Below are 22,502 nucleotides of genomic sequence, written 5' to 3' on the forward strand. Positions count from 1 at the left end.
ACGAAAGGTTCAAAAATCTTGAACGGGAGTGTTCACCATGATCCACAGGATCGCATCAACGGAAAAGAGGGAAAGGATTCTTGAATACATACTGGAGAAAGAGGAGTTTGGGGTTGAGGAGGTAAGTGGTGCACTGGGAATCAGCAAGGGGCTGGTTTCGCTTTACCTCAAAGAACTCCTTGGGCTTGGGCTGCTGGAGAAAAAGGGGAGGAAGTTCTTCTTAAAGTCTGGGGCAGAGCTCAGGGAAACGAAGAGGTTCCTCAACTTCTGGATGCTCAGGGATAAAATTCTTCCACTAAGAGAAGAGTGGATGCTCGCCCTCGGTGTTTACGGTAGCTTCGCTCGCGGTGAAAACGGGCCCGAGAGTGACCTCGACATATGGGTTTTAGTTGAAAAAAACGACCCGCTCAGGATTATGGAATTCAAAGAGGAGCTTGAAACTGTTACTGAGAGGGAAATCGATCTTCTCGTGCTTACGAGGGAAAAACTGGCCCGTTTGAAGGAAGAAAACCCGTACCTATATTGGGGTATCAAACTTTCCTCCCTTGTCCTGTGGGGTGAACTCGGTGAGGTTTGAGGAGTGCGTAGAGAAGGGCTATCTGAGGCGAATGGAGCCCCAGCGAGAACTAGCTCGCCTTAGCATTCGCAAGGCACGTTCCTTCTTGGAGTCATCCCGAAAGAACCTTGAGATGGGGATATACGACGGTGCACTCGTAATGGCTTACCTTGCAATGTTTCATGCTGCGAGGGCTTTGCTTTTCAAAGATGGATGGCGGGAGAAGAGTCACGCTTGCATTTCAGCTTATCTCAGGGAATTCTACGTAAAACCTGGCCTTCTCGACGTTAAGTGGGTGAGGTATCTGGACTACGTCAGAAACCTGAGACATCAAACCCAGTACGACGTGGGTTTCTCTCCAGACCCTGAGGAAATCACGGACATCCTTCCGAAGATTGAGGAGTTTATAGGAGTTGTTGAAAAGCTGGTATGAGAAAACGTTATCAGTCCTGAGGAAGACATGGGAGTGGTGGGAAGATGGGAGAGGTGAACGTTAGGGTAGTAGTCCCTGATGGGATGGAAGAAATTTTCAAAAAGGAACTTTCGGTGCTCCTGGAGGCTCTTTGGAAGGCCAAGAAAAAGCCGAGAGTGAAAGTTAAGGACATATTTGGAATGATGCCCTCAGAAAAATCGGCAAAAGAGCTGAGGATGGAGTTCTATGAAGAGGTATTTGGTTGATTCTTCGGTCATTCTGGAGGCCCTCAGAGGAAATCCCCAGGCGAAGGAACTGCTTGAGTCCTTAGAAGATAATCCAAAGTTCATAAATCCCATAATCTTCAGCGAGGTTCTCTTTGTGTTCATTAAACAGGTAACCGGGAAGAGTTACTTGACACTCAGAAACAGCGTTAGGGAAATAAATGCATACGGAGATAAAATCGAAAAGCTCTACCTCTTCTTAAGGGACAACTTTGTAGAACTGCCGATTACCGAAGAAATCAGCGATATGGCCTTTGGTTTTCTAAAGAAATACGGCCTCCTGCCGAACGATGCAATTATCCTTGCCACAGCCAAGTTTTATGAGCTTTCACTAGTCACTATGGACTCGGATTTTAAGAAAGCATCAACTGAGGAGGGAGTTGAGTGCGTTTGTGGTTTGGGCAATGGAGGTGATTCAAATGGTTAAGCGAGGCCTCTTCGTCGGCCGCTTCCAGCCCGTCCACAACGGCCACATAAAGGCTCTTGAATTCGTTTTTTCGCAGGTCGATGAGGTAATCATTGGCATCGGTAGCGCTCAGGCCAGCCATACCTTGAAGAACCCGTTCACAACGAGCGAGAGAATGGAGATGCTGATAAGGGCGCTTGAGGAGGCGGAGCTAACTGAAAAGAGATACTACCTAATCCCGCTCCCTGACATAAACTTCAACGCCATATGGGCGACCTACGTTGTGAGCATGGTTCCGCGCTTTGACGTGGTCTTCACTGGTAACTCCCTCGTTGCCCAGCTATTCAGAGAGAAGGGCTACGAGGTCATCGTCCAGCCGATGTTCAGGAAGGACATTCTCTCTGCTACTGAGATAAGGAGGCGCATGGTCGAGGGTGAGCCCTGGGAAGAGCTCGTTCCCAGGAGCGTTGCAGAGTTCATTAGGGAGATCAAGGGCGTTGAGAGGATAAAGATGCTTGCAACGAACCTGGAAAGCTCGGAGAAGGAGCTTCAGGCGCCGATAAGGATTCCAGAATTTTAAAGTTGCTCGGGCGTCTCTTCTTTTTCTTCCTGATAAACCTTCCCGATGTAGCCCATTACGTCGTGAATTATGAAAAAGCTCATAGCGGCGTCCACCGCGTACAACAGCGCTCCTGATATCAGGTAGAAAAGCGCCATCAGGAACTCAAGGCCAGCAAAGACGAGTGCAATTTTAACAGCGGTTCTGTTTCCTTTACCTGTCCCGTATGCCAGTGCCAGAGCAAACAGTGAGAACGCCAGATAAACCTCGGAGCCCGTTCGATAGTAATACGCCATAAACATTAGCCCGTAGATGGTCAGGAGGAGCGTTGAGATCATAAGGGGTTTAAGCCTCATTCCGAGTCCTCCCAGTCCCTATCCGGATAGCAGATGTGCCTGTAGGGGCAGAACCTGCAGGCATAGCTCTTCCAGCCCTCGGGAAGACGGTCGTTTTCGTAGGCTTTCTTAACCTTGTAGAAGTGGCGAAGTGTTTCCTTGAACAGGGATTTGTCGTAGGGCACCTCAAAAACCCTGAAGTTGGGGCCCTTTATCACGGGGAAAGACGAGATGTCCAGCTTGTTGATGATTTTCATCGGTTCTTCGTGTAGCTTTATGTAATAGAGGTAGCCGTATTCAGCCTCCGCCCATCGAAGATAGACGTTGAGCTGGGCAAGGTGGTAGTCGTAGGGCACCTTTGGCAGGCTGGTCTTTCCCTTAATCTCGATTGGAAAGTCTTTAAATGCATCTATCCGCCCGTGTATCTCGAATCCGAGCTTGCTGGAGCGCAGGACAAGGTGCTTTTCGAGTTCAACGCCAAAGCGCTCCTGAAGTATCTGTCCGAGTATCTGGTGGGTGTTGATGCCCTGGTTGAGCCTGACCCTCACGAACTCCGGCCACTTTTGAGGATATCCCTTGAGCCTGAAGTAAATCCTCCTCGGGCAGGTTAGGGCCTCGCTGGCGTAGAACTCGATGAGGCCGTCGCCCTCTTCGTTGCCGTTCATCGCTTCACCTCCATAAGCGGGGCGGATCATCGGCCCGCAAACCTCCCCGCCCCTGCGTCAGCTAATACCGACGTCATCACAGTTCAGACTGGGCAAGGGTCGTCATCCGCGAAGAAAAGTTGAGGGAGGGAAGAATTTAAAGGTTCTGGTTTGAATCAGAGGACAACTCGTCTTTTCCGCTTTATCGAATAGCTCAGCCCGTAGGCCGGCCAGAGGCTCGGGGGGCTTTCATAGTGGTGCAAATTCCTTAAAACCTTCTCGGCGTTCTTCTTATTTCTGGCCTTGACCCTCAGTCTGCCCTCGTCAAGCTCAATATCCGCGTCGGGAAGGTGTACCACGAGCTTCGAGCCCATAACTTCGGGTCTGGCCCTCATCAAAAGCCGGCGGTAGTTTTCGTAGGCCTCCCTGCTGAGGGTCTGCTCCAAAACAGCCTCTTCTTTCTTCTTACCCAAAAGGCCGAAAAACCGACTATTCGGGGGTTCGTCCTCCATACCCTTCATCGACCTCCGGTTCAAACGTTGTCTATTTTTATCTCTCGCCGTTTCATCTTTTAAGCCTTTCTCATCGTTTTTTGACGAAACGACGGAACCCTTTTAAAGCTCATCCCCGTGTTTACTCCGATGCGGACGCAGGTAATCAAGCCTCGAATACGGGAAATACTCTCAAAGGAGCTTCCTCCTGAGCTTGTATCTCTCCTCCCCAAGCACTGGGTTCAGATAGGGGACGTTTTAATTCTCCCGCTAAGACCCGAGCTTGAGCCTTACAAAAGGAGGATAGCCGAAGTTTATGCTCAAGTTATCGGCGCAAAGGCAGTATTGAGAAAAGGCCACATCCACGGCGAAACAAGGAAGCCCGACTACGAGCTCTTGTATGGGAACGACACTATTACGGTTCACGTTGAAAACGGCGTTAAGTACAAGCTGGACGTTGCTAGGATAATGTTTTCACCCGCCAACGTAAAGGAGCGCGTTAGGATGGCAGAGGTAGCCAAGCCTGGCGAGCTTGTAGTTGATATGTTCGCCGGAATCGGTCATCTCAGTCTTCCGATGACCGTCCACAAGGGTGCTAGGGTCATTGCAATCGAAAAAGACCCCTACACCTTCCGCTTTTTGGTTGAGAACATCTGGCTCAACGGCGTTCAGGATTTGATGACGCCGTACAACATGGACAACCGCGACTTTCCCGCAGAAAACATCGCCGACAGGATTCTCATGGGGTATGTTGTCACTACCCATGAGTTCATCCCAAAAGCCCTGAGCATAGCGAAAGATGAGGCAATAATCCACTATCACAACACCGTTCCAGAGAGGCTAAGGCCTGAGGAACCCTTCGCAACCTTCAAGAGAATCGCAAGGGAGCACGGCTACGAGGCTGAGAAGCTGAAGGAGCTGGTGATAAAGCGCTACGCCCCAGGAGTCTGGCACGTTGTTGTCGATATCGGGGTTTACAAGAGGTAGCTACTCCCTTTCTCCCCAGAGAGGCTCCCAGTCGTCGCAGACGAAGTTCATGTGAACGGTTTTCATGTGCTTCCTGCATATCCCGTGGTTCGGCAGGCAGGAATCTATCGGGCCGAACCAGCGGCAGTTCTTGCAGGCTTTTAGGTTCTGATTCATTGGGATCACTGGGGAAGAAGGGGAAATAAAAAGAGGGCTCAAATTCCAGCCCCGATGTCCTCCGCGATGTCCGGGAGGTCGAGGGCGATGAGCTTGGCCTTGGTCGGGATTCCGTCCCTGCTCCAGCCACGGGCCTGGTAGTACTCGTCGAGCATCCTGTCGAGCTCCCACGGCGGGACGTGCAGGCCCTTGCTGACTCCCTCCGGGATCGGCTCCCACATGATCCTGTACGGGAGCGTGTCGTCCTTCCTGCTGAAGCCTTCCCTGACGTTGAAGGCCCTGGCTATGTTCATTATCCTCTCGCCGATGACCATCAGCTCTGCCTCGCCGATGTTCATGCCGGTAACGGCCTCGATGAGCTCAGGGAAGCCCTCGAGGAAGTACATGTGCCTTGAGAACTTGCACGTTCCGGTGGCGTCGTAGATCGCCATGAGGTTCTCGTGGAAGGCTATCTCGAATCCCTTGTTCTCGCCCTTCGTCCTGTCAACGCCGTCGAACTTCCACCACCTGCCGACGAGCTCGGTTCCGTAGGCTCCGGCTGTGAGGTGGTCGGCACCGCGGACGCTGACCGCAAAGGCAAGCGCCATTCCCTTTATGCCGCGGACATCGTAAGCTGGCGGCTCCATGCCCTTGACGTGCATGGCGAACTTCCAGCTCTCCTTTCCAAGCCTCTCGCTGGCCCTCTTGACACCGTCAGCAAGGAGCTTTCCGAGGTTGCCCTCGCGGTAGGCCATCTTTCTGAGGGCCTCAACTGCCGCCTCGCCGTTGCCAAAGGTGAGCTCTATGCCATCGGTGTCCTCTTTGGTGAGGAGACCGCGCTCGTAGGCTTCCATGGCCCATGCGATTGTGACACCCGCGGAGATTGTATCGAGACCGTACTGGTCGGCGAGGTAGTTGAGATAAGCTACTGTCTCAAAGTCGTCTATTTCCAGCACACCGCCAAAGGAGTAGAGGGTCTCGTACTCTGGGCCGTCGACCATGAAGGTGCCCCACTTCTTGCTCTCGACCTTCACGTACTGGCTGCACGGCTTGTTACAGAGCGGGCACGGCCTCCTTCCAGCGCGGTACTTCGGCGCCCAGAAGTAGGGGTCTATGCCGATGTGCTCCCTTCCCTCCTCCTTGGCTTTCTCGTAGGCCTTCTTGAAGAAGCCCATCTGCCAGTTCCTGACCGGGAAGGTTCCCCTCTCGCGGTTCATCCAGTCGAGGAACTCGCCGCTTCCATACTCCATGTCGGCCTTTGTAGCAGGGTGGTCCTTGAAGATGAGCGCCCACTTCTTTATCAGCTCGCGGAGCTTCTCTGGGTCGGCTATCGGGACCTTCTTGCTACCCTTGACGAGGATTCCCTTGAGCTTCTTGCTTCCAAGGACCGCACCGGGGCCGCCCCTGGCCGCCTGCCTCTCGTCGGTCTCAATTATTGAGATGAGGCTGAGCCTCTCACCGGCCGGGCCGATGAAAGCGGTTGCGTAGCCTGGGTACTCCTCCTTGGCCTTGCTCCTCGCCTCACCGGTGGTGAGGCCCCAGTAGGCATCGGCGGGAACTATCTTAACCTCGTCATCGTTGATAACCAGAAGGACGGGCTCTTCGCTCTGGCCCTCGATTATGAGCATGTCGTAGCCGGCCCTCTTGAGCTGGACGCCGAGCTCGGCACCGGCCATTGCCCTACCGTAGCCGCCTGTGAGTGGACTCTTGAAGTTAAAAGCGGTCTTTGAGCCGGTTCCTATACCTGTGTCAACGAAGAGACCGGGTGTTATTATCATCTTGTTCTCGGGCCCGAGCGGGTCGGCTCCTTTTGGAACCTCCTCGTAGAGAACCCTCGTTCCAAAACCGACGCCGCCGAGGTACTTCCTCGGGAACTCCTCGGGAAGGGGCTCGACTTTGACTTCCTTGGTGGTTAGGTTAACTCTCAGAATCTTTCCCCAGTATCCGCCCTTGGCTTCCATACCAGAATCACCTCGAAGGATTTTCGAATCAAAGATTATAAGCTCATCGAAAGAAGTTCTGTTTTATAAAAACCGAAACATTAAGCTGTTGTGTTATCCTCCAGTGTATCTCGTACTCTCTACGGGGCTCAATATTGGATATCGAGGAGAAACAACATACTTCATGGAAATATCAGCGACTAGGGTTCCGCGAATCTAACACTTTATAAGGAAGACCTCTCTAGATTAGGCTTTTCACCAAGTTTTTCCAAAAGCTATACTAAAAGTGTGCCATTCTTCTCGAACTTGCTCTTCGATGAGTGTATGCTCCTATATAAGGCAAGCTCGCATGGGTTTAATATTGAAATTCCCCACTAATTGTGATTTTAACTTTCTTTTTAGTGCCCCTTGGGCACTATACGGTGAGAAAATCCTTTTGAATCAGGCCAATTGAAAGTAAAACCCCTCAAAAGTTAGCTCGTTAGAAACGCATACTCCTCTTCCGCCATCCGTTAAGGACGCTTGAACGACAGTGAAAGCGGCGCTGAAACTTTGCAAGCAAAGTTTCATCAAAGTTTGTGGTTCTTGTTTGACAGGTCTTTCGAGAGGATTTTCTTTTTGAATGCTGTCTTAGGTTGTGAATTCCACTTTTATCCGCTTGTTCTCTGTGAGTTTGCTTTTTAATTGACGCCCGTAGGGCGTCAAGGTGTTAGAAACTCCTTTTCAGCGGGCTGAAACTTAGAGGAATTCACTGATGTTTGGCTTGAGTATTTTGAAAATCCTTATAGTGGAGCAATTCTAAGAAGAACCACGAACTTTGATCAAACTTCGCGAGGAAGCTTTTGTGAAAAGCTTACCAAAAGCTCGAATGTCTTCTTGAAGTTGGCTTGATGTAGCTAGATTCTCTGTGATAGATGAGTAGGGAAGTGCGGGTTTTCTTCTTTTTTAACGCCCTTCGGGCGTTATATTGTGAGTAAACCCTTGAGGATTGCCCAATTTATGGTGAGAATCACTGAAAAGCAGGACACTCAAAAAGGACATTCACTCTTTGATGAAACTTTGCTCTGCAAAGTTTCTATGGTGGGCCCGCGGGGATTCGAACCCCGGACCTCCGCCGTGTGAGGGCAGTCTAAACGACTGTTGGGACACCTACAAAGGCCAGTTTGCCGAATGGCTCTCCCACAGAATAGCCAGAACCACAATGAAAGACTACATCAGCGCGCTCGAACGCTTTTTTGGTCGGCACACAATCAGAGACATCAAGGGGCTGAAAGTCTCGCTCCAGCAAGAGAACTACAACGAGAAGATCGTCAAGGGGCTGAGAAACTTCGTGAACTTCCTCCTCGACGAGGGCCTCATCAACGAGGGCACTGCGGCGCTCTTCAAGAAGCCGCTGACATTCAAGAGGGGAACACCAAGGCAGGTTTTCATCAGCAACGAGGAGCTACGTGAAGCCTACATCGAGCTGACAAAGCACTACGGCAAAGAGGCTGAGGTTCTCTTCAAGCTTCTGGCCTTCACTGGCCTGAGGCTCAAGCACATCGTGAAGATGCTGAATACCTATGACCCTCAAAAGCTCGTCATCGTGAACGAGAAGGTCGCCAGGTACCCGATGGCTGAGCATGGCAAAGGAACGAAGAGGGCATTTTGGGCCTACATGCCGGCGGACTTTGCCAGGAGCCTTGAGCGGATGAGCATAACCTACTTCCAGGCGCAACCGAGGACGACTTACAAGAGGGTATCGGCATCTACAGTGAGGAAGTGGTTCTCAACCTTCCTTGCGCAGAGAAAAGTCTCGATGGAAGTCATCGACTTCATCCAGGGCCGCGCTCCTCGCTCAGTTCTAGAGCGGCACTACCTCAACCTGACGGTTCTCGCCGACGAGGCCTACGCGAAGGTGGTTGATGATCTTAGAAAGGTGTTGGAGGGGCAGACTCATGATTGATCTCATGCCTGCCCTCGACAAAGCTCTCCGCCAAGTCAGTTGGTATACGATCTGCATCACTCTAACTTCCCTTTTCATTCTTGTACTCGCCATGACACTTCTTCTTTTCACGGCCGTCTATTTGAAGAAATGTGGGAGGTGATATATTTTGGATCGGATTCGGATTGTCTCGATAAGGGGAATTGCGAGGAAATACGGCCTTAATCATATGCGCGTGTGGCGCCTGTTCAACCTCTATCACTCCATCTATGGCGATGATCCCCGCTATGTCATCATAGACGCCGATGGCAGGCGAAAACCGACGCAGAAATTCGAGGACTTCGTGAAAAAGCTTCTCTTGTGATTTCTTTTGTTACAATGTATTTTAGCTTTCTTTTTTGTGAGTAACACGTTGAGAAGTCTCTTTCGCTCAAATCACTTCTCTCAAATTCATAGCAAGGCCGAGCCGGCAGGGCGGCCACGCCCGCGGCGATGAGGCCGCCGAGCAACCCTCCGGAGGGATGTGGATGTGAGGTTTCGGAAAGCACTTGGGGTATTGGTAGTGGCTCTCTTTCTCGCGGCCCTGGCGGGCACGGCAAGCGCCGCAGAAACACATGTTCCTAAAATCGACTTGCCAAAGTGGGTCATCGTTCCAGAGGACTCAAGCTTCAGCGACGTGACGCTGTTCTGCGGGCTGGACGCGTACGATGCGAGCACGAACACGACACCTTGCTACTACAGCGGGACGCTGACGAATGCGACGATAGTGTTCAACACGACGACAGGATATCCGAAACTGGTGACGGGCAAAATCGGGAATGCGTTTGAGTTCAAAACAGGAGCAGGAGTTTCCGGTTCAGCAACTCTTTCGTCGCAACAAATCACGATTGCATTGTGGTTCAAAGTCATAGACGACAGTGATCGCAACTACATCAGACTTTTTGATATAGGAGATTTGGCGATTGTATGGAGAAGTTCAGATAACAAAATATACGCACAATGGATTTCTGAGAGTGGTGAAGGTAAGGCGTTTATTTCGCAGAGCTCGCTTGAACTTGGCAAGTGGTACTTTGCAACGTTTGTTTTGAGTTTTGATACAGGAGAGTCATATATCTACATAGATGCAGATGTAGATGCTAGTACATCAATCACAGGGGGTTACACGCTGACGTCATCGACTTTCAAAATACATCCTGATACGAATGGAGGGGATGTCATCGTTGACGAAGTGCGGGTTTACGACGGGAAAGCACTTTCACAGGACGAAGTCAACCTCCTCTACCTCGCCGGCCGCAAGAAGCTCTCCGAGCCCGCTTCATTCAGACAGATCTTCAGCCCGCTCATCGACCTCACTCGCGACCGTGCGACCTTCTACGCGGGGCTTGAGGTCAGCACGACCGACCCGAGCGGCTACGTGCCCGTTCCTGAGAGCGCGGTCAACATGAGCATCACGAGCGCCGAGAAGCTCAAGAGCGACTACACCAACGCCGACTTTTACTATCAGGGTCACTACTGGTACCGCGCCGACAAGATCCAGTTCAACTTGCCAATTCAGTTCGAGACCATCCGCACAAATGGCGACTTTGATGACGTCATAATCCTTGACGAGGATCAAAAGACATACGTCTATGAGCGCGAGTTCAAAGTCACAAACCCAACCGGTGCAAAGCTGAACATCGTGTACTCCCTCGATCCAACTGCGCTCGGTTTCTCCGTGCTCCAGTACCCACAGTTTGAACTTGACGGCGTCCGCATGGTTTCCTGGAGGCCTGATGAGAACTCAAGTCAGCTCTACCTCATCCGCACCGACACGCTTGAGCCCGGTGAGATCAGTACTCACTGGATCAGAAGTATCTGGACGCTCTCGAAAGAAGAGCTGAACTTCCCGGCGAAGCTCGAAGACTTTAGAAACATCCTCGACTGGCAGACTGCGCAGAAGATGGCCGAGAACGCCGTGAAAGGAAAAGCCGACACGTGGGTCAAGGTCATCAAGGTCTCAAGCAACGCTGACGTGAGCAACGTCACTATTTACGTGCCGCTCAAGGATGTCGAAGACACTAACGACGTCATTGAGGCCGTCGCCTTGACAGGCTCAAGAGAGACCCTGCAGGTCGAAGAGCTTGAGGACGGCACCATTGCGGTCAAGGTTCCAGCCGATGCATTTGTTTCTGGAGAAGCGGAAATCAAAGTCTTCTACAACAAGGAAACCTCGTGGTGGAAGAGCATTCTGGACAGGATTATGGGCATGGTCAAGATGATCAAGAGCTTTTTCGGCTTTGGAGGTGGCTGACTTGGTTGTTTGCGCCACCCGGAAAACTCACACGAATGGAGGTTGATAGAAAATGGTTGGGTGGAAAAAGCCCCTCGGGCTGTTTGTAGCCCTTGTAGTTGTGTTTTCCGTCTTTGCCGTAGTGAGGGCAGCGACCATCACCGAGACGGAGTGGGGGAACGCAATAACCGATCCTGGCATTGAGCTGATCCCTGGCTATCCGGCGACTATGAACGTCACAATACTAACCAGCTCTGGCGAACCCTTCGCGCTGAGCAGCTACACGAACGCCGACACGCTTGAGGTTACCGCAAAGTTCGTCGATGAATATGGAAATGCTCTCGACATGAACGGAGACAGCGTTGCTGACGTCTACACCTTCACGAACACCTCAACGCCTGGCCTTTGGACCGCTACAATAAACGTCTCGAACGTCACTCCGGGTGCGTACACTCTCAAGATCGAGGCCCTTGCAAAGAACAGCACAAGTGGCGAAATAGTTGACAACGCAACCCTTGAGCTCTCCGTTTGGATCGCCGGTGGCCCGTATTGGGTTGCCGTTGCTGACATCAAGGACGGCGATACTGTCGAAATCGGAAGTCTTGAGTTTACCATCCGCGGGCTTTCCGACCTTGGAGCGATTCTAGACCTCGGAAACCTGAGCACCACCACGATCACGGACGATGACCGTGATGGCATCTTTACCTGGAAGAACGACGTCACGAGCGATGGAGTTGACGACTGGATTGTCTTCGCAAAGAGCGACGACGACAGCGACAGATACGTCATGATGGTCTACTCCAGCGATGCAAACCTCCTCGACGACTTCAACCTTGAGGACAAGTTCGAGGTTAGGAGTGACGATGGAAGGGTCAAGTTCACGAACAAGGTTTTCAAAGAGTACAACAACTACAAGGCATACGTGGTTTGGGATGAGAGTCTTCTTGCAAAGCTCGGCATCAAGGCTGTTGATTACTACATCATACCCCTAAAGGGTAGAGAGCACTGGAAAGAGGGCTTCGGAAATGTTGACAGAACCGACGTCAAAGTCATAAAGAGAACAACATACCTTTGGGGCTTGTTTGGTAACGAAGAGGAGGTTTACAGCGGCAACATATTCAATAAGAACGTGAACATCGACGACATAATAACAGTTTTCGGAAAGTGGGTCGGCAATTGGGCGAGATTTGCGTGGGGACAATGGGAGATCACAAAGGGGCTTGGTGACATCACAATTCCAAACAGCTACAGCTTAAGAGAAAGGTCACTAAATGAGCTTAGCGTTTCAAGCGAGGACTTTAGAGGATTCAATCCCATACTACAGCCAAGTGGGCGCGGCCTCTTCAAGCCTTCACTCGACTGGAAGTCCATCCTCGGCCTTGACGAGGACGAGGACTCTACAAGCTCTTGAAAGGGGGCCTGATTAAATGAGGGCCCTTCCAGTGATTTCCATTATTTTCATTATGCTTCTTTCAACCCTCAGCGTTGCAGTAGCTGACAGCAGCTCCAACGAGACCATCAGCACGCCTGCTCTCGAAATGCCATCACTCACAATCTCAGACTATGTGAACAAGGCCCTTATCGCCTTCAAAGCCTGGCGCTTCGACTCAAAAGGCCTTATCAAGACAAACACAGGCATCTATGTCGACGAGAGGTTTTGGGACTGGCTTTCGGGTTCAATTCAGGAGAGTGCTAACCTCACCGATGCTGCCCTAAAGTGGGCTCAGGTCTTCCACCAGAAAGTCCAGAACGATGAGCCGATTCAGTGGATTTTCATCACCTGGACGAAGCCAAATGACCGGCTCAAGGAGGCACTTGAAGCCCTCGGTGCTGAGGTACTTTATGTTGATGACGACATCAATGCAATCTCACTCAAGGCAAGACCATCACTCATCAAAAACCTCGTTTACAGCCAGGCTTTTGACTTCGACTATAGGTTCTACATCCGCGAAGTTTGGCCCGACCTTTACGTCGAGACCGGCCCGACTATACTTGAGAACGAGACTACGTTCACGCCTGCCAACGTCACGATAACTCCTGAACAGGTTTCCGGCGCAATCTGGAACATCAAGCTCGTTAAGGCTGACCTCGCCTGGAGTAAGGAAGGAATCACCGGCAAGGGCGTCACGGTTGCGGTTCTTGATACCGGTGTGGACTGTGACCACGTGATGCTCCAGGGGGCTTGTGTGGGCTTTGAGAACTTTGTAACTGACGAGCCGGCAAAAGATCTGAACGGTCATGGAACCCATGTAGCTGGCATTATCGCAGGAAGGCCTACTAAGGTTACTTGGGAAGGGAAAGAAGTTTATGTAAGCGGTGTTGCTCCCGAGGCCAACATTCTCGCGGTAAAGGTTCTCGGCCAGGACGGCGGCGGCACGATGACGCAGATCATCCAAGGCCTCGACTATGTTGTTGAGTGGAAAAAGAAGCACCCTGGCGAGCCGATAGTCATCTCAATGAGCTTGGGTTCCCCATTTGGAAGCCCAAGAGACCCAATGGTTCAGAAGGTCGAGCAGATCATCAGAGAGGAGCACATCCCGGTTGTCATCGCGGCCGGAAACGAGTTCGCGGTCATTGACAGTCCAGGCATAGCTACTGGAGCCATCACTGTGGCCGCGGTTGACAGGAACATGAAGGTGGCATCTTTCTCAGGAAAGGGGCCGGGCCTGAACATCTACGACATCAAGCCCGACATCGCGGCTCCAGGAGTCAAGATACTAAGCGCCAAGGCCGGGACGAGAAACGAGTTCATAGCCATGAGTGGAACATCCATGGCAACTCCTCACGTGAGTGGCGTCGTGGCGCTGATTTTACAGAAGCACGGAGACCTCACACCTGAGACGATCAAACTCATTCTCGAGAAGACGGCCTATCCGCTCGATGGCATTGACGCCCTGCCAACGTGGTCAGGAGCCGGAGTCGTTGATGCCTACGCCGCGGTCAAAGCCGAGCCAAGCGAAAGTGGAGGGCTCATCGACTTCCTCAGGAGGTTGCTCGGATGAAGAAGTTTATCATCTTTCTCCTGGTCATCCTCCTCTTTACAGCGTTCCTCGTAGGCTTCAACGAGTTCATCAAGAACGTCAGTCTTGCGATAGCGATCGCCCTTGTACTCCGCATCGTTGACGAGGTTGTGGAGGACTGAACTATGTGGGGTTTGGAGGACAAACCGCTCCCAATTCGTTTAGGGATTGCGATCATCGCGGACGTCATTGACGCTCTCAACATAATACCAGGAGTGGGCGACCTCATCGAAACTCCATTCAACGCTTTCATCGCCTACGCCCTCACCGACAACCCAAAAGCCGCAGTGGTGGGTGGAGTTGACGGTATCCTTCCAGCGCCAATAGACTGGTTCCCGAGCGCCACGGTGATGGTGATAGCCGACGAGCTCGGCTGGATCTGAGTTTTCGTTTTTCCTTCTTGCGAGAGAGGTGAGAAAAATGGGACTGCTTGCGATCATATTCCTCGTATTCATCATCACGTTTGCACTTGCGACGATGTGGTATTCCAGCGGTGAGGCAGCGTTCTTCATCACGTTGGGAATAGTGGGCCTTGTCTTCTTTTGGGATCTCTCGTCCAATGGAGGCCAGTTCCTGGCAACACCACTCATTATGATCGGCGACTGGCTCGGCATCAGGCTCTGGACGGCACTCTTCCTCTTCCTGACGACCTTAGGTGGCTATGTCTTCGGAAATTGGGGAAAAGCCATCGTCTTCCTCGTGCTGGCATTGATCATCCTCTATGCCCTCGGCCTCCTCGGGCCGATAGCGAGTGGCGACCTGAGCGCGATCAAGGATGCCGTCCAGGTCGGAGGTGGTAAGTGATGTACAACCCTTCCCTCGCCGCCGCGACCTCACAGGCAGTCATGCTGAGCGTCTTCGTTGTAGTTGCAGCGTTCTTTGCATACTTCATCGCCTCAAGAAGGGCTGACATCTTTGGGGCCATCCTCCTCATGCTCCTCTCCATATTCCTCGCAAAGAACTACTATTATCTCGTCTACGCCGCCGGCGCGATGCTTGTCCTCGCTACTGTCGCGTACATCACCAGCTATGATGAAGGGACAGTATCCGGGGCGCTGTTTTGGGCCGGAATAGGCCTCTTCACCTCACTCATGATATTCTACGTTATGCCCGAGACAATCAAGATGGGCCAGGATCAGGCGTTTGTCTACATCGTGCTGATTCCAAGCTTCCTCATCGTGCTCATCAGCGACTGGAAGGGAAAGTTCAACTTCGAGTGGGAGAATGCGCTCGCCATCCTCATTCCAGTGGCCTTTGCCCTAGCATTCGTCAGCATGGTTGGGGTGTCACACATCATTTGGGGAGCGGCGATCATGCTTTTCGGTGTCATCCTCGAGTATCTTAACGCAGGCTTCGCCTCAACGGTTGCTTTTGTCTCCGGATTCATTATTTGGCTTGATGACGTCATTGGGTACTCTCTGTATCCAAACTATGGCAATACTGCGGCCCTCCACCTCCTCGGTCCTGTAGGAGCTAGCCTCGTGCTCATCTACATTTATCTGCTCGTGTGGGGTGATTGAAGTGAGGAAAAAAGTCGTTGCAGTTGCAGTTTTGTTTCTGGTTGTAATGGCCGGGCCGGTTGGAGCCTGGTCACTGAAAGACCTCCTCAAGAGTACTGCCGACAAGGCCCTCGGTCTCTTCAAGAGGGAAGTCATGCCGGTGGACGGCTATAAAGGGCTCAAGCCTGGCGAAGGCTTCTGGATCGAAGGCGAGCACTTCTGGAACCCGGACTACTACGTCCAGCTTAACGAGAGCAAAGTCTACTGGAGCTATTTAATCCCTACCGACGTGGATGTCAAGGTGAGGGTTTGGAAGGTCTATTTTGGGATATTTGCTTTTCCAGTCGAAAACGACCAGTATGCCGACATCTGGTGGAAGAAAGCACCAGTCGGCGACGGTTGGATCGGAGCGTTCTTCGTGCGGGGCTTCAGCTGGAGGCCAGGACGCGGCTGGAGAGATGCTGAGAAAGCCTATATTGCCTACAACCTGCCGAGCGCACAGGACATGAGCGTGGAAAATACCACAGCGCTCCAGAACACCACGATACAGCTCCCGATCAAAGTCGAGAACGTGACTTTTCGCCACCTGATTGGTGGCCTTTACTTGGTGAAAAGGGGGTGATCTGATGTTTGGACTAACTTTCCTGAACCTGAGCCCTGAGGCAGCTTTTGCACTCGGCATGATTGTTGGGCTGCTCCTGATGTGGGCAATTGAAGAAGACCTTGGAAACCACCGCAAGGAGGTAAGCGCATGAGCCTGAAGAGTGGCGTCCTCCTTGCACTCGCTTACATTGTACCCTTCGCCCTACTCCTACCGCCGGACTCGACAAACTCACCAGGAGCGATCTTTCTGTGGTTCCTCTACCCTATAACCTCAATGATGATCATGGTCGCCGTTGCCATCACTGCCTGGAAAGTCTTCAATGTTGACTTTGTGCCTTGGGGTCTGCTCCTCCTCTTTGGCTCGCCGATCCTGACGCTCCTCTTCAGCCCGATCTTCAGCCTGATGTGGGGCTTCTACATCGTGCCCACCGCTTTGGTATTCCTGGTCGGCCTGATGGAGGGTGATTGAGATGGTCAGCAGGAAGGTGTACCTCAAGAGGAAGCGCGAGATCCTTCACCGAGTCCTCACGAATCTCCAGAAAGAGCTCGCGCGCGTGAACAGAGAACTGAAACAGCTTGAGAAGGGTGATAGTCATGGAAGCCGCGCCTGAAGTCCGCGAGGACATCCGCGCCGAGCTCGCGGCAAAGGTCGAAGGAAAAGACAGTCAGAAAAGCAGGATACTCAAGTTCACACTGCTCGGAATCGGAGCCGGAATAGCCGTCGGGCTGATCATGCTCGCCTTCCCGGGCTTTTACGACACGCTCGTCAAGATTCACCAAGCCCTGGCCAAGCCTCGTTATAGCTTCTATGTCCTCATTGGCTCGATACTCTTCGTCGAGTTCATGAGGGCCACGTGGGTCGAGAGTGCGAAGGCCCGCTCAAAGAGGCTCATACCGCTCACATCACCAGAAACGGAAATTTGGGTCAAGGAAAAGCCGCTTCTTGGAATAAAGCTACCGTTCACATCAAAAGAAGTCAAAAGCCGCAGGATAAAGCCCCACATTGTCGAGACAGAGCTCGGGTGGAGAGTCTATCCGAACAAGTCACTTCTCTCACAGCAGTGGGATGGAACAGTCCACTTCATTCCGGGCGACGCAATATTCGGCTATGGGAACACGAGAATAATCGCAGCAAAGAAGCCGAGCAGGCCAACCTACTACGAGGTTGACAAAACCACTGGAGAGCAGATTCCAGTTTACGTTTGGGAACCGGTGAACATTGGAGACGAACTATACCTCCGCGCCCTCAAGGAGATAGAATACCTCAAGGCAGAGAACACCGCACTGAGGGCCTACGCCGAGAAAGGCTACGAATTAGCCAGGACGATCGCGGCCCTGCCAAGGGAATTCTTCGACAGCCTACGCGAGAAGGGCTACGAGGACGCGCTGAGAATCATGAAGGAAGTCCTCGGAAAGGGCTTCTTCGCAGAGATGGGCAAGATGAGGAAAGAAGAGCTGACCGCCATCATAGACGCACTCAAAAAGGAGGGAGAGCTTTGACCTCTCCCATTTTTGCCATCCAGAAAGGGGCATCGGGCCAAGTAGGGATTCCGAACGGTCCGGCCCCCTGGATGGCCCTATTCGGGCCAGAACACCGCGGAGGTGAGTTGGCGTATACCCCACGCCAAGTTGACGCATCCTGACTGAGGAAAAGAAAGGGGGTCCATACGGTGGTAGTGGGAAACTCATCAAAAGGGTTAGTGGAGAGTATAGATGTCATTATAGAGCGCTCTAAGAACGCCAAACTTACGCCAGAGAAGAAGTACATTGACATAGCTAAGACAGTCGCCAAGAAGGCCGAGGCAACAGAAAAGGAAGCCAGGGGACTGCCGAACATCTACGTCACCAGGAAGCTCGAGCTCGCCTTCGAAACCATCGAGCGCCTGAAAGAAGCCCTCGAGTATGCATTTAAAGGCATCTATTCTGGCGAGGACGTTGAAGAGAAAATCAACTCGATGAGGCGCGTTTTTGGAAGGAAAGCCCACCTGAGGACGAAGATCCTCATGACACTACTAATCCATGGAGAGATGAAGTCCCAAGATATTGCAAAGATACTCAGAAAGGACGAATCAACAATCAGCAAGGCGATGAAGTTCCTTCTCCTCGAGGGCTACGTGGTGAGGGGTGAGAATGGACTAAAGCTCCGGCCAGGGATTGAAGACGCCTTGTGGGAGCTTTTCGACGACATCTTCGGCCAGCTCGAGGAGATACTTCTTGAGCAGACCCTGGAGGGAGCGGATGAATGAGAGCGAACCTCGAGGAGATCTGGCCCCGGGACGTGCTGGAGGAAGACTTGCAGAGATATGAAGAAAAAACTTCATATTCAGAGAACCCGCTCCTGACCTTTGGCCTCACCAAAAGGGGCAAACTCGCCTATCCTCTGAGCGGCCCAAGCCACAGGCTCATAATGGGGCAGACTGGAGCCGGAAAGACGACCCTCGCCCAAACACTGATGGAAATCGACTTCCTGAGGGGCCGCAAGGTCTTCGAAATAGAACCCGCGCTTGAGGCCAAATCAGAGCGAGCTTTCATGAACCTCCCCAACAACGACAGCAGGATGCGCCGAGTCCTGCTCGAAAAGTTCGGGATTGATATTGAGGACCTCAATGAGTGGCCATTCAGGGCCGTTGTGTACAGCCCTGCGACGCCGAGATTCATCAACTTCCTCCAGAAGTACGAGAACCATCCAGGAATAGAGTTCTTCAAGCCGCTAACCTTCACCGAGGCCGACCTGATTGACATCATCGCGAGGACGCTCCCAACAGGCTCGATTGAGGGCCTGATCGTTGCCGATGCATATGACCAGTACGTCAACACAGTCAAGAAGCGGAAGAAGAGGAACATCGAGGAGTTCAAGAACTACGTCAAGGAGATCGGAGAAGGGACAAACGTCAACATAGACAACACACTCATGAAGATCAACCGCTTCTACCATGTCCTGAAAGGGCTGGAAGTCGAGAACGGGGTTACTCTCAACGAGATGATGAAGAACCCAAAGGAGATCAGCGTCTTCACAACACACTTCATCGAGAGGCCTGAAGACCGATACATATGGACCTTTGCAATACTCGTCACGGTGTACTCAAACTGGATCGGCAACCTCAAGCGCGACTACCTCATGAGCTTCTTCGTCGCCGATGCAAACCTCCTCGCTCCAAGTTCACCAAGAGATATCATCGAGAAACTTTCCTACTTCCAGACTCTCATGAGGCAGGAACTTCAGATCTACGTGAAGATCTCCCGTGGAAAGAATATGGCCTGGACGCTTGACACACAGAGACATGACGATCTAAGCCCGAGCATCGTCAGCGAGTGCAAGGAGTGGTTCGTCAAGAGGATGTATGCTCGGGAATTCGCCCAAAAACTTGGGGTTGAGCCGAGGCTTCTGAGGACGCTCTCAATAGAGAAGGCAATCTACGTCGGGCCGCTGACAAAGTACAAAGTGCTCCTACGGCCCCCAATTTCCCGCAAAGCCGCGGCTGGAGAGTACGCACCAATCCACTTCTTAGATGCTTATGAGGGGTGGGAGAATGAGGAAGCTAACTTTTAGCCTGATATTCATATTATATATAATGGGAACTCTTGGATATGTAGCGGCGTATAGCCAAGCCATCAAACTCCATGTCGGCGATGAGGTATATATTGATGATATGCACATATTTATAGACAAGAGCAGAGTGGACAACCGCACCGCTGCGGTGATCGAGTACCAAAACTCGACGTTCCTCGTATTTGAAGGCCAGAACAAAACAATCGGAAACTACACCATCGAGGTCATCCCATTCAAGGACTACGTTTACCTCATGATCTCCGCGCCCTTCAACTTCACGGCGAGGTTTCCAGAAGAAGAGAACCTGACTGCCAGCAACGTGACCGTAGCGAACCAAACCAACACCACCGCGCCGGCCCCGGCGAACCTGACGAACTCCACAACTTCTGAGCCGGCCAACATCACGGCCAATTACACCTGCTCAAGCGTCGAGGAGTGCCAGGCAATAATAGCTAAACTCGAGAACGAGCTTGAGAAGGAGAAGCAAGAGAGAGCTGAGCTTGAGAAACAGATAGAATATCTCCGACAACAAGCCACATTTTGCAACATGACACAAGTAGAGAACGAGCAGCTGAAGAAGCAGCTCAGAATACTCGAGCAGGCCCTCGAAGAGAAGAACCAGCGCATACGTGAATTAGAGAGACAGATCGAGGAACTGCAGGCGCAGCAGTGGAGTTGGGAAACCTTCCGCGAGAAGAGCGAGGAACAGTACCTCCTCTGGACGCCCTATCTCTTCCCTGTCGTTCTCGGTGGGCTGGTCGTCTATTACAGGCGCTACAAGACAACGAAGAAGTACGCCGAGGTGATGATCGACCAGAAGGCCAGGGAGCTCAAAGAGGAGCTCCTGAGCGAGTACCTGAAGAAGGATCTCCTGAGGGCCAAGATCGAGACCATCGTGGACGACCCGAACCTGCTCGTGATTCTGCGCACGATAATCCCGCAGATCACAGGCTCCACAGAAATCACCAAGGGCGACATCCTGAACATTGACATCGACCAGGTCGCCGAGCTCGCCAGGAAGAAGTTCCTCCTCAAGGAGAACCGTGTTGAATACCTCAAGAAGAAGCTCGCCGAGCTGAAGGAAGCTATAAAGGAGGAGGTTGGGGAGAATGTTTGAATGGCTCCTATACATCTCCCTCGCCCTTGGTTTTTGGCTCATCTATGAGATAGCAAAGGACAAAGTCCGCGGGCCCGGACGCTACTGGATCACCCTCAACGTCGAGGGAGACGCCGAGCGCGTTGAGTACCTCATCAAGCAACTCGCAAAGGACCAGAAGATCAAGATCCGCAGTTTCAAAATCAGCGCCGAAAAGCCTTCCACATCAAAGAGGAAAAAGTTTTTTGGACAAACCACTAAAAAAGAAGAGGTGGATTCAAAATGAAGCGGCTAGCCGCCTTTCTCCTTTTCCTCCTCGCTGGTACCATGGTGCCGGCCGGGATAGTGGGAGCTGAACAGCAACTCGTCACAACCTTTCAAGTAACAGCTGGCAAGACCTGGACAAAGGAAATCCCTGGCGCCATCGTGAACTGGACTGGCACATTTGACTACTCAAAAAGAGACGGGTGGGAAGCAGCTTTCTCGGTTTACTTTACAGAGACGGGCAACACTCATGGGGTCGCGGCAACCGAAAACGGCTTCGTTGACGCAGACGGGAAATACATTTGGTTCCTTAAGAACGTCCAGACTGAAGACAATCCTGAAACCAGGGAGCTTGGCGTTCTTGAGAGTTGGCATGAGCTCGTCGTGAAGTTCATTGATCCCCTGAGTGGAAAAGTTGTCATAGACAACGACTACAATGGCGAAACATACACCCTCTATGTTGGAGATGAAATAGACATCTCGGGAGAGCTTGCCGATGCCTGGCGTGAGAAAACTATTCTTGAGCTGAGGAGCATAGAAACCAGCCTCTTCGGCTCCAAGGCCGTCCTCATACTCCAACACATCACAGCCGTTAGCGGAACGGTGGAGATCTATCCATACCAAGAGCAGACTTCGGAGCCAAACTCACCAAACGAGAACCAGACCAACGAGACTACACCTCAAAAACCCCTCATCGACCCGGCGAAAGTTCCGGCGGTGATGATCGTCGTCGGTGAACACGCGGCGGGGGCCGACGTGGCGGCGGGTGCCAAGGTCGGCATAGCAGTCCAGAAGTGGATTGACATCATCAAGGAGAAAGGTGCCGAGTTTGCCATTCCAGGACTCGGCCACCTTGGAGGCCTCATCGCCAAGGCAGTAACTGCGCCAGTCCAGAACCTCAACGCCGATGCTATGCTCGACAGTGAGGTCAAAGATCCTGACAGAATAGCACCCATCGTTTACACTGTCGGCGGGCCGGTTGCCAACGAGTACACCAAACTGATCCTCGAGAAGAACGCCGACAGACTACCAGTCAAATTCATCAAAGAGAACGGCAAATGGTACATCAAGGACAGAAAAGGTAACAAATGGGACAATGGCTACGGCATCATCCTCATAATCCCCGCCTCCGAGAATCCAGCTGAGCTTCAGATAAGGCTCATGAACGGAAAAATCAAGATGGCCGACGTCGTCGTGGCGGGAACCGACAGAGTCGGCACATACGCCGCCTGCGAACTCCTCCAAGGCGAGTTCTTGAAGCCGCTCCTCGGAGAAAAACCAAAACCAGAACTCGAGTATTTCCTCCAGCTTCAGGGGAGAATGCTCCTTCTCTTCGGCCAGAACCCGCTCGAGGCCTTCGACGTGAACCTCGACCCAACCAACCCATTCAAGTTCCAGGTTACCGCCGTGATAGTGGACAAAGATGGAAGAATAGTCAAGGTCATAGTAGGCTGACTTTTCTTTTACATTTTCCTTTAGAGCTTTTCAAATCTAAAAACAAGACAATAGAAGTCCCCTTTTGAAACGT

General features: G+C 52.0%; 30 protein-coding genes and 1 tRNA gene. 25 read left to right on the forward strand and 6 right to left on the reverse strand.

Annotated elements, in window-relative coordinates; genetic code table 11:
- The first annotated feature begins 37 nt into the window (after positions 1–37).
- From TK_RS00320 to TK_RS00340, 5 genes are read left to right on the forward strand one after another with little or no spacing between them, the layout of a single operon-like run.
- Entirely contained in the window at positions 38–577 is a 540-nt protein-coding gene (locus TK_RS00320; RefSeq protein WP_143598657.1) for a nucleotidyltransferase family protein, read from the forward strand.
- Entirely contained in the window at positions 567–989 is a 423-nt protein-coding gene (locus TK_RS00325) for a HEPN domain-containing protein (protein WP_232500584.1), read from the forward strand. The genes TK_RS00320 and TK_RS00325 overlap by 11 nt, the downstream gene beginning before the upstream one ends.
- Before the next feature lie 44 nt (positions 990–1,033).
- Entirely contained in the window at positions 1,034–1,234 is a 201-nt protein-coding gene (locus TK_RS00330; protein WP_011249020.1) for a hypothetical protein, read from the forward strand.
- Positions 1,215–1,679, forward strand: coding sequence for a type II toxin-antitoxin system VapC family toxin (locus TK_RS00335; RefSeq protein WP_011249021.1), 465 nt, complete (start codon positions 1,215–1,217; stop codon positions 1,677–1,679). The genes TK_RS00330 and TK_RS00335 overlap by 20 nt, the downstream gene beginning before the upstream one ends.
- Entirely contained in the window at positions 1,672–2,238 is a 567-nt protein-coding gene (locus TK_RS00340; RefSeq protein ID WP_011249022.1) for a nicotinamide-nucleotide adenylyltransferase, read from the forward strand. Before TK_RS00335 ends, TK_RS00340 begins: the two co-directional genes overlap by 8 nt.
- On the opposite strand, the gene TK_RS00345 is transcribed toward TK_RS00340, so the two are convergent.
- From TK_RS00345 to TK_RS00355, 3 genes are all read right to left on the reverse strand, one after another.
- Positions 2,235–2,573 (reverse strand): hypothetical protein, encoded by a 339-nt coding sequence (locus TK_RS00345; RefSeq protein WP_011249023.1) that lies wholly within the window; start codon positions 2,571–2,573, stop codon positions 2,235–2,237. The genes TK_RS00340 and TK_RS00345 overlap by 4 nt on opposite strands.
- Positions 2,570–3,217, reverse strand: a complete 648-nt coding sequence (gene cas4, locus TK_RS00350) for a CRISPR-associated protein Cas4 (RefSeq protein ID WP_011249024.1) — start codon at positions 3,215–3,217, stop codon at positions 2,570–2,572. The genes TK_RS00345 and cas4 overlap by 4 nt, the downstream gene beginning before the upstream one ends.
- Before the next feature lie 155 nt (positions 3,218–3,372).
- A complete protein-coding gene (locus tag TK_RS00355) occupies positions 3,373–3,708 on the reverse strand; it encodes a hypothetical protein (protein WP_011249025.1) in 336 nt (111 codons plus the stop codon).
- Positions 3,709–3,837: 129 nt separating this feature from the next.
- Between TK_RS00355 and TK_RS00360 the strand changes: the two genes are divergently transcribed.
- Complete coding sequence (locus tag TK_RS00360; protein WP_011249026.1) at positions 3,838–4,674, forward strand: tRNA(Phe) (4-demethylwyosine(37)-C(7)) aminocarboxypropyltransferase Taw2; 837 nt, start codon at positions 3,838–3,840, stop codon at positions 4,672–4,674.
- On the opposite strand, the gene TK_RS12075 is transcribed toward TK_RS00360, so the two are convergent.
- From TK_RS12075 to TK_RS00370, 3 genes are all read right to left on the reverse strand, one after another.
- Positions 4,675–4,830, reverse strand: coding sequence for a hypothetical protein (locus tag TK_RS12075; RefSeq protein ID WP_173254053.1), 156 nt, complete (start codon positions 4,828–4,830; stop codon positions 4,675–4,677).
- A gap of 38 nt (positions 4,831–4,868) precedes the next feature.
- On the reverse strand, positions 4,869–6,770 hold the full coding sequence (locus TK_RS00365; RefSeq protein ID WP_011249027.1) for an aldehyde ferredoxin oxidoreductase family protein: 1,902 nt from the start codon (positions 6,768–6,770) through the stop codon (positions 4,869–4,871).
- A 1,057-nt stretch (positions 6,771–7,827) separates the two neighbouring features.
- Positions 7,828–7,899, reverse strand: a tRNA-Val gene (locus TK_RS00370).
- A 51-nt stretch (positions 7,900–7,950) separates the two neighbouring features.
- Here TK_RS00370 and TK_RS11715 point away from each other — a divergent pair.
- The 19 genes from TK_RS11715 (at position 7,951) to TK_RS00450 (ending at position 22,429) form a co-directional block, all read left to right on the forward strand.
- A complete protein-coding gene (locus TK_RS11715; RefSeq protein WP_070105199.1) occupies positions 7,951–8,694 on the forward strand; it encodes an integrase in 744 nt (247 codons plus the stop codon).
- Positions 8,695–8,842: 148 nt separating this feature from the next.
- Positions 8,843–9,037 (forward strand): hypothetical protein, encoded by a 195-nt coding sequence (locus TK_RS00380; protein ID WP_048053624.1) that lies wholly within the window; start codon positions 8,843–8,845, stop codon positions 9,035–9,037.
- A 165-nt stretch (positions 9,038–9,202) separates the two neighbouring features.
- The gene (locus TK_RS11780; RefSeq protein WP_158298041.1) at positions 9,203–10,963 is read left to right on the forward strand and encodes a LamG domain-containing protein; all 1,761 of its coding nucleotides are present in this window, start codon (positions 9,203–9,205) and stop codon (positions 10,961–10,963) included.
- A gap of 52 nt (positions 10,964–11,015) precedes the next feature.
- Positions 11,016–12,353: a hypothetical protein gene (locus TK_RS00390; protein WP_011249030.1), complete on the forward strand. Its 1,338-nt coding sequence runs from the start codon at positions 11,016–11,018 to the stop codon at positions 12,351–12,353.
- Positions 12,354–12,369: 16 nt separating this feature from the next.
- Entirely contained in the window at positions 12,370–13,944 is a 1,575-nt protein-coding gene (locus TK_RS00395; RefSeq protein WP_011249031.1) for a S8 family peptidase, read from the forward strand.
- Complete coding sequence (locus TK_RS11950; RefSeq protein WP_011249032.1) at positions 13,941–14,084, forward strand: hypothetical protein; 144 nt, start codon at positions 13,941–13,943, stop codon at positions 14,082–14,084. The genes TK_RS00395 and TK_RS11950 overlap by 4 nt, the downstream gene beginning before the upstream one ends.
- A gap of 3 nt (positions 14,085–14,087) precedes the next feature.
- On the forward strand, positions 14,088–14,345 hold the full coding sequence (locus tag TK_RS00400) for a hypothetical protein (RefSeq protein WP_011249033.1): 258 nt from the start codon (positions 14,088–14,090) through the stop codon (positions 14,343–14,345).
- 37 nt (positions 14,346–14,382) lie between these two features.
- On the forward strand, positions 14,383–14,766 hold the full coding sequence (locus tag TK_RS00405) for a hypothetical protein (protein WP_048053626.1): 384 nt from the start codon (positions 14,383–14,385) through the stop codon (positions 14,764–14,766).
- Positions 14,766–15,482: a hypothetical protein gene (locus TK_RS00410; protein WP_011249035.1), complete on the forward strand. Its 717-nt coding sequence runs from the start codon at positions 14,766–14,768 to the stop codon at positions 15,480–15,482. The genes TK_RS00405 and TK_RS00410 overlap by 1 nt, the downstream gene beginning before the upstream one ends.
- A 1-nt stretch (position 15,483) precedes the next feature.
- On the forward strand, positions 15,484–16,083 hold the full coding sequence (locus TK_RS00415) for a hypothetical protein (RefSeq protein ID WP_011249036.1): 600 nt from the start codon (positions 15,484–15,486) through the stop codon (positions 16,081–16,083).
- Positions 16,084–16,087: 4 nt separating this feature from the next.
- Positions 16,088–16,216 carry a hypothetical protein gene (locus TK_RS12270; RefSeq protein WP_011249037.1) on the forward strand — a complete coding sequence of 43 codons (129 nt, stop codon included), beginning with the start codon at positions 16,088–16,090 and terminating at the stop codon, positions 16,214–16,216.
- Positions 16,213–16,533 (forward strand): hypothetical protein, encoded by a 321-nt coding sequence (locus tag TK_RS00420; protein ID WP_011249038.1) that lies wholly within the window; start codon positions 16,213–16,215, stop codon positions 16,531–16,533. The genes TK_RS12270 and TK_RS00420 overlap by 4 nt, the downstream gene beginning before the upstream one ends.
- Position 16,534: 1 nt before the next feature.
- The gene (locus TK_RS11955; RefSeq protein ID WP_011249039.1) at positions 16,535–16,675 is read left to right on the forward strand and encodes a hypothetical protein; all 141 of its coding nucleotides are present in this window, start codon (positions 16,535–16,537) and stop codon (positions 16,673–16,675) included.
- On the forward strand, positions 16,659–17,564 hold the full coding sequence (locus tag TK_RS00425) for a hypothetical protein (RefSeq protein ID WP_011249040.1): 906 nt from the start codon (positions 16,659–16,661) through the stop codon (positions 17,562–17,564). Before TK_RS11955 ends, TK_RS00425 begins: the two co-directional genes overlap by 17 nt.
- Before the next feature lie 170 nt (positions 17,565–17,734).
- Entirely contained in the window at positions 17,735–18,310 is a 576-nt protein-coding gene (locus TK_RS00430; RefSeq protein ID WP_011249041.1) for an ArsR family transcriptional regulator, read from the forward strand.
- Complete coding sequence (locus TK_RS00435) at positions 18,307–19,614, forward strand: ATP-binding protein (RefSeq protein ID WP_011249042.1); 1,308 nt, start codon at positions 18,307–18,309, stop codon at positions 19,612–19,614. Before TK_RS00430 ends, TK_RS00435 begins: the two co-directional genes overlap by 4 nt.
- On the forward strand, positions 19,595–20,731 hold the full coding sequence (locus tag TK_RS11620) for a hypothetical protein (RefSeq protein ID WP_011249043.1): 1,137 nt from the start codon (positions 19,595–19,597) through the stop codon (positions 20,729–20,731). Before TK_RS00435 ends, TK_RS11620 begins: the two co-directional genes overlap by 20 nt.
- The gene (locus tag TK_RS00445) at positions 20,724–20,996 is read left to right on the forward strand and encodes a hypothetical protein (protein WP_011249044.1); all 273 of its coding nucleotides are present in this window, start codon (positions 20,724–20,726) and stop codon (positions 20,994–20,996) included. Before TK_RS11620 ends, TK_RS00445 begins: the two co-directional genes overlap by 8 nt.
- Positions 20,993–22,429: a hypothetical protein gene (locus TK_RS00450; protein ID WP_011249045.1), complete on the forward strand. Its 1,437-nt coding sequence runs from the start codon at positions 20,993–20,995 to the stop codon at positions 22,427–22,429. Before TK_RS00445 ends, TK_RS00450 begins: the two co-directional genes overlap by 4 nt.
- Positions 22,430–22,502 lie beyond the last annotated feature (73 nt).

Source organism: Thermococcus kodakarensis KOD1, assembly GCF_000009965.1.
GTDB classification, from domain to species: domain Archaea; phylum Methanobacteriota_B; class Thermococci; order Thermococcales; family Thermococcaceae; genus Thermococcus; species Thermococcus kodakarensis.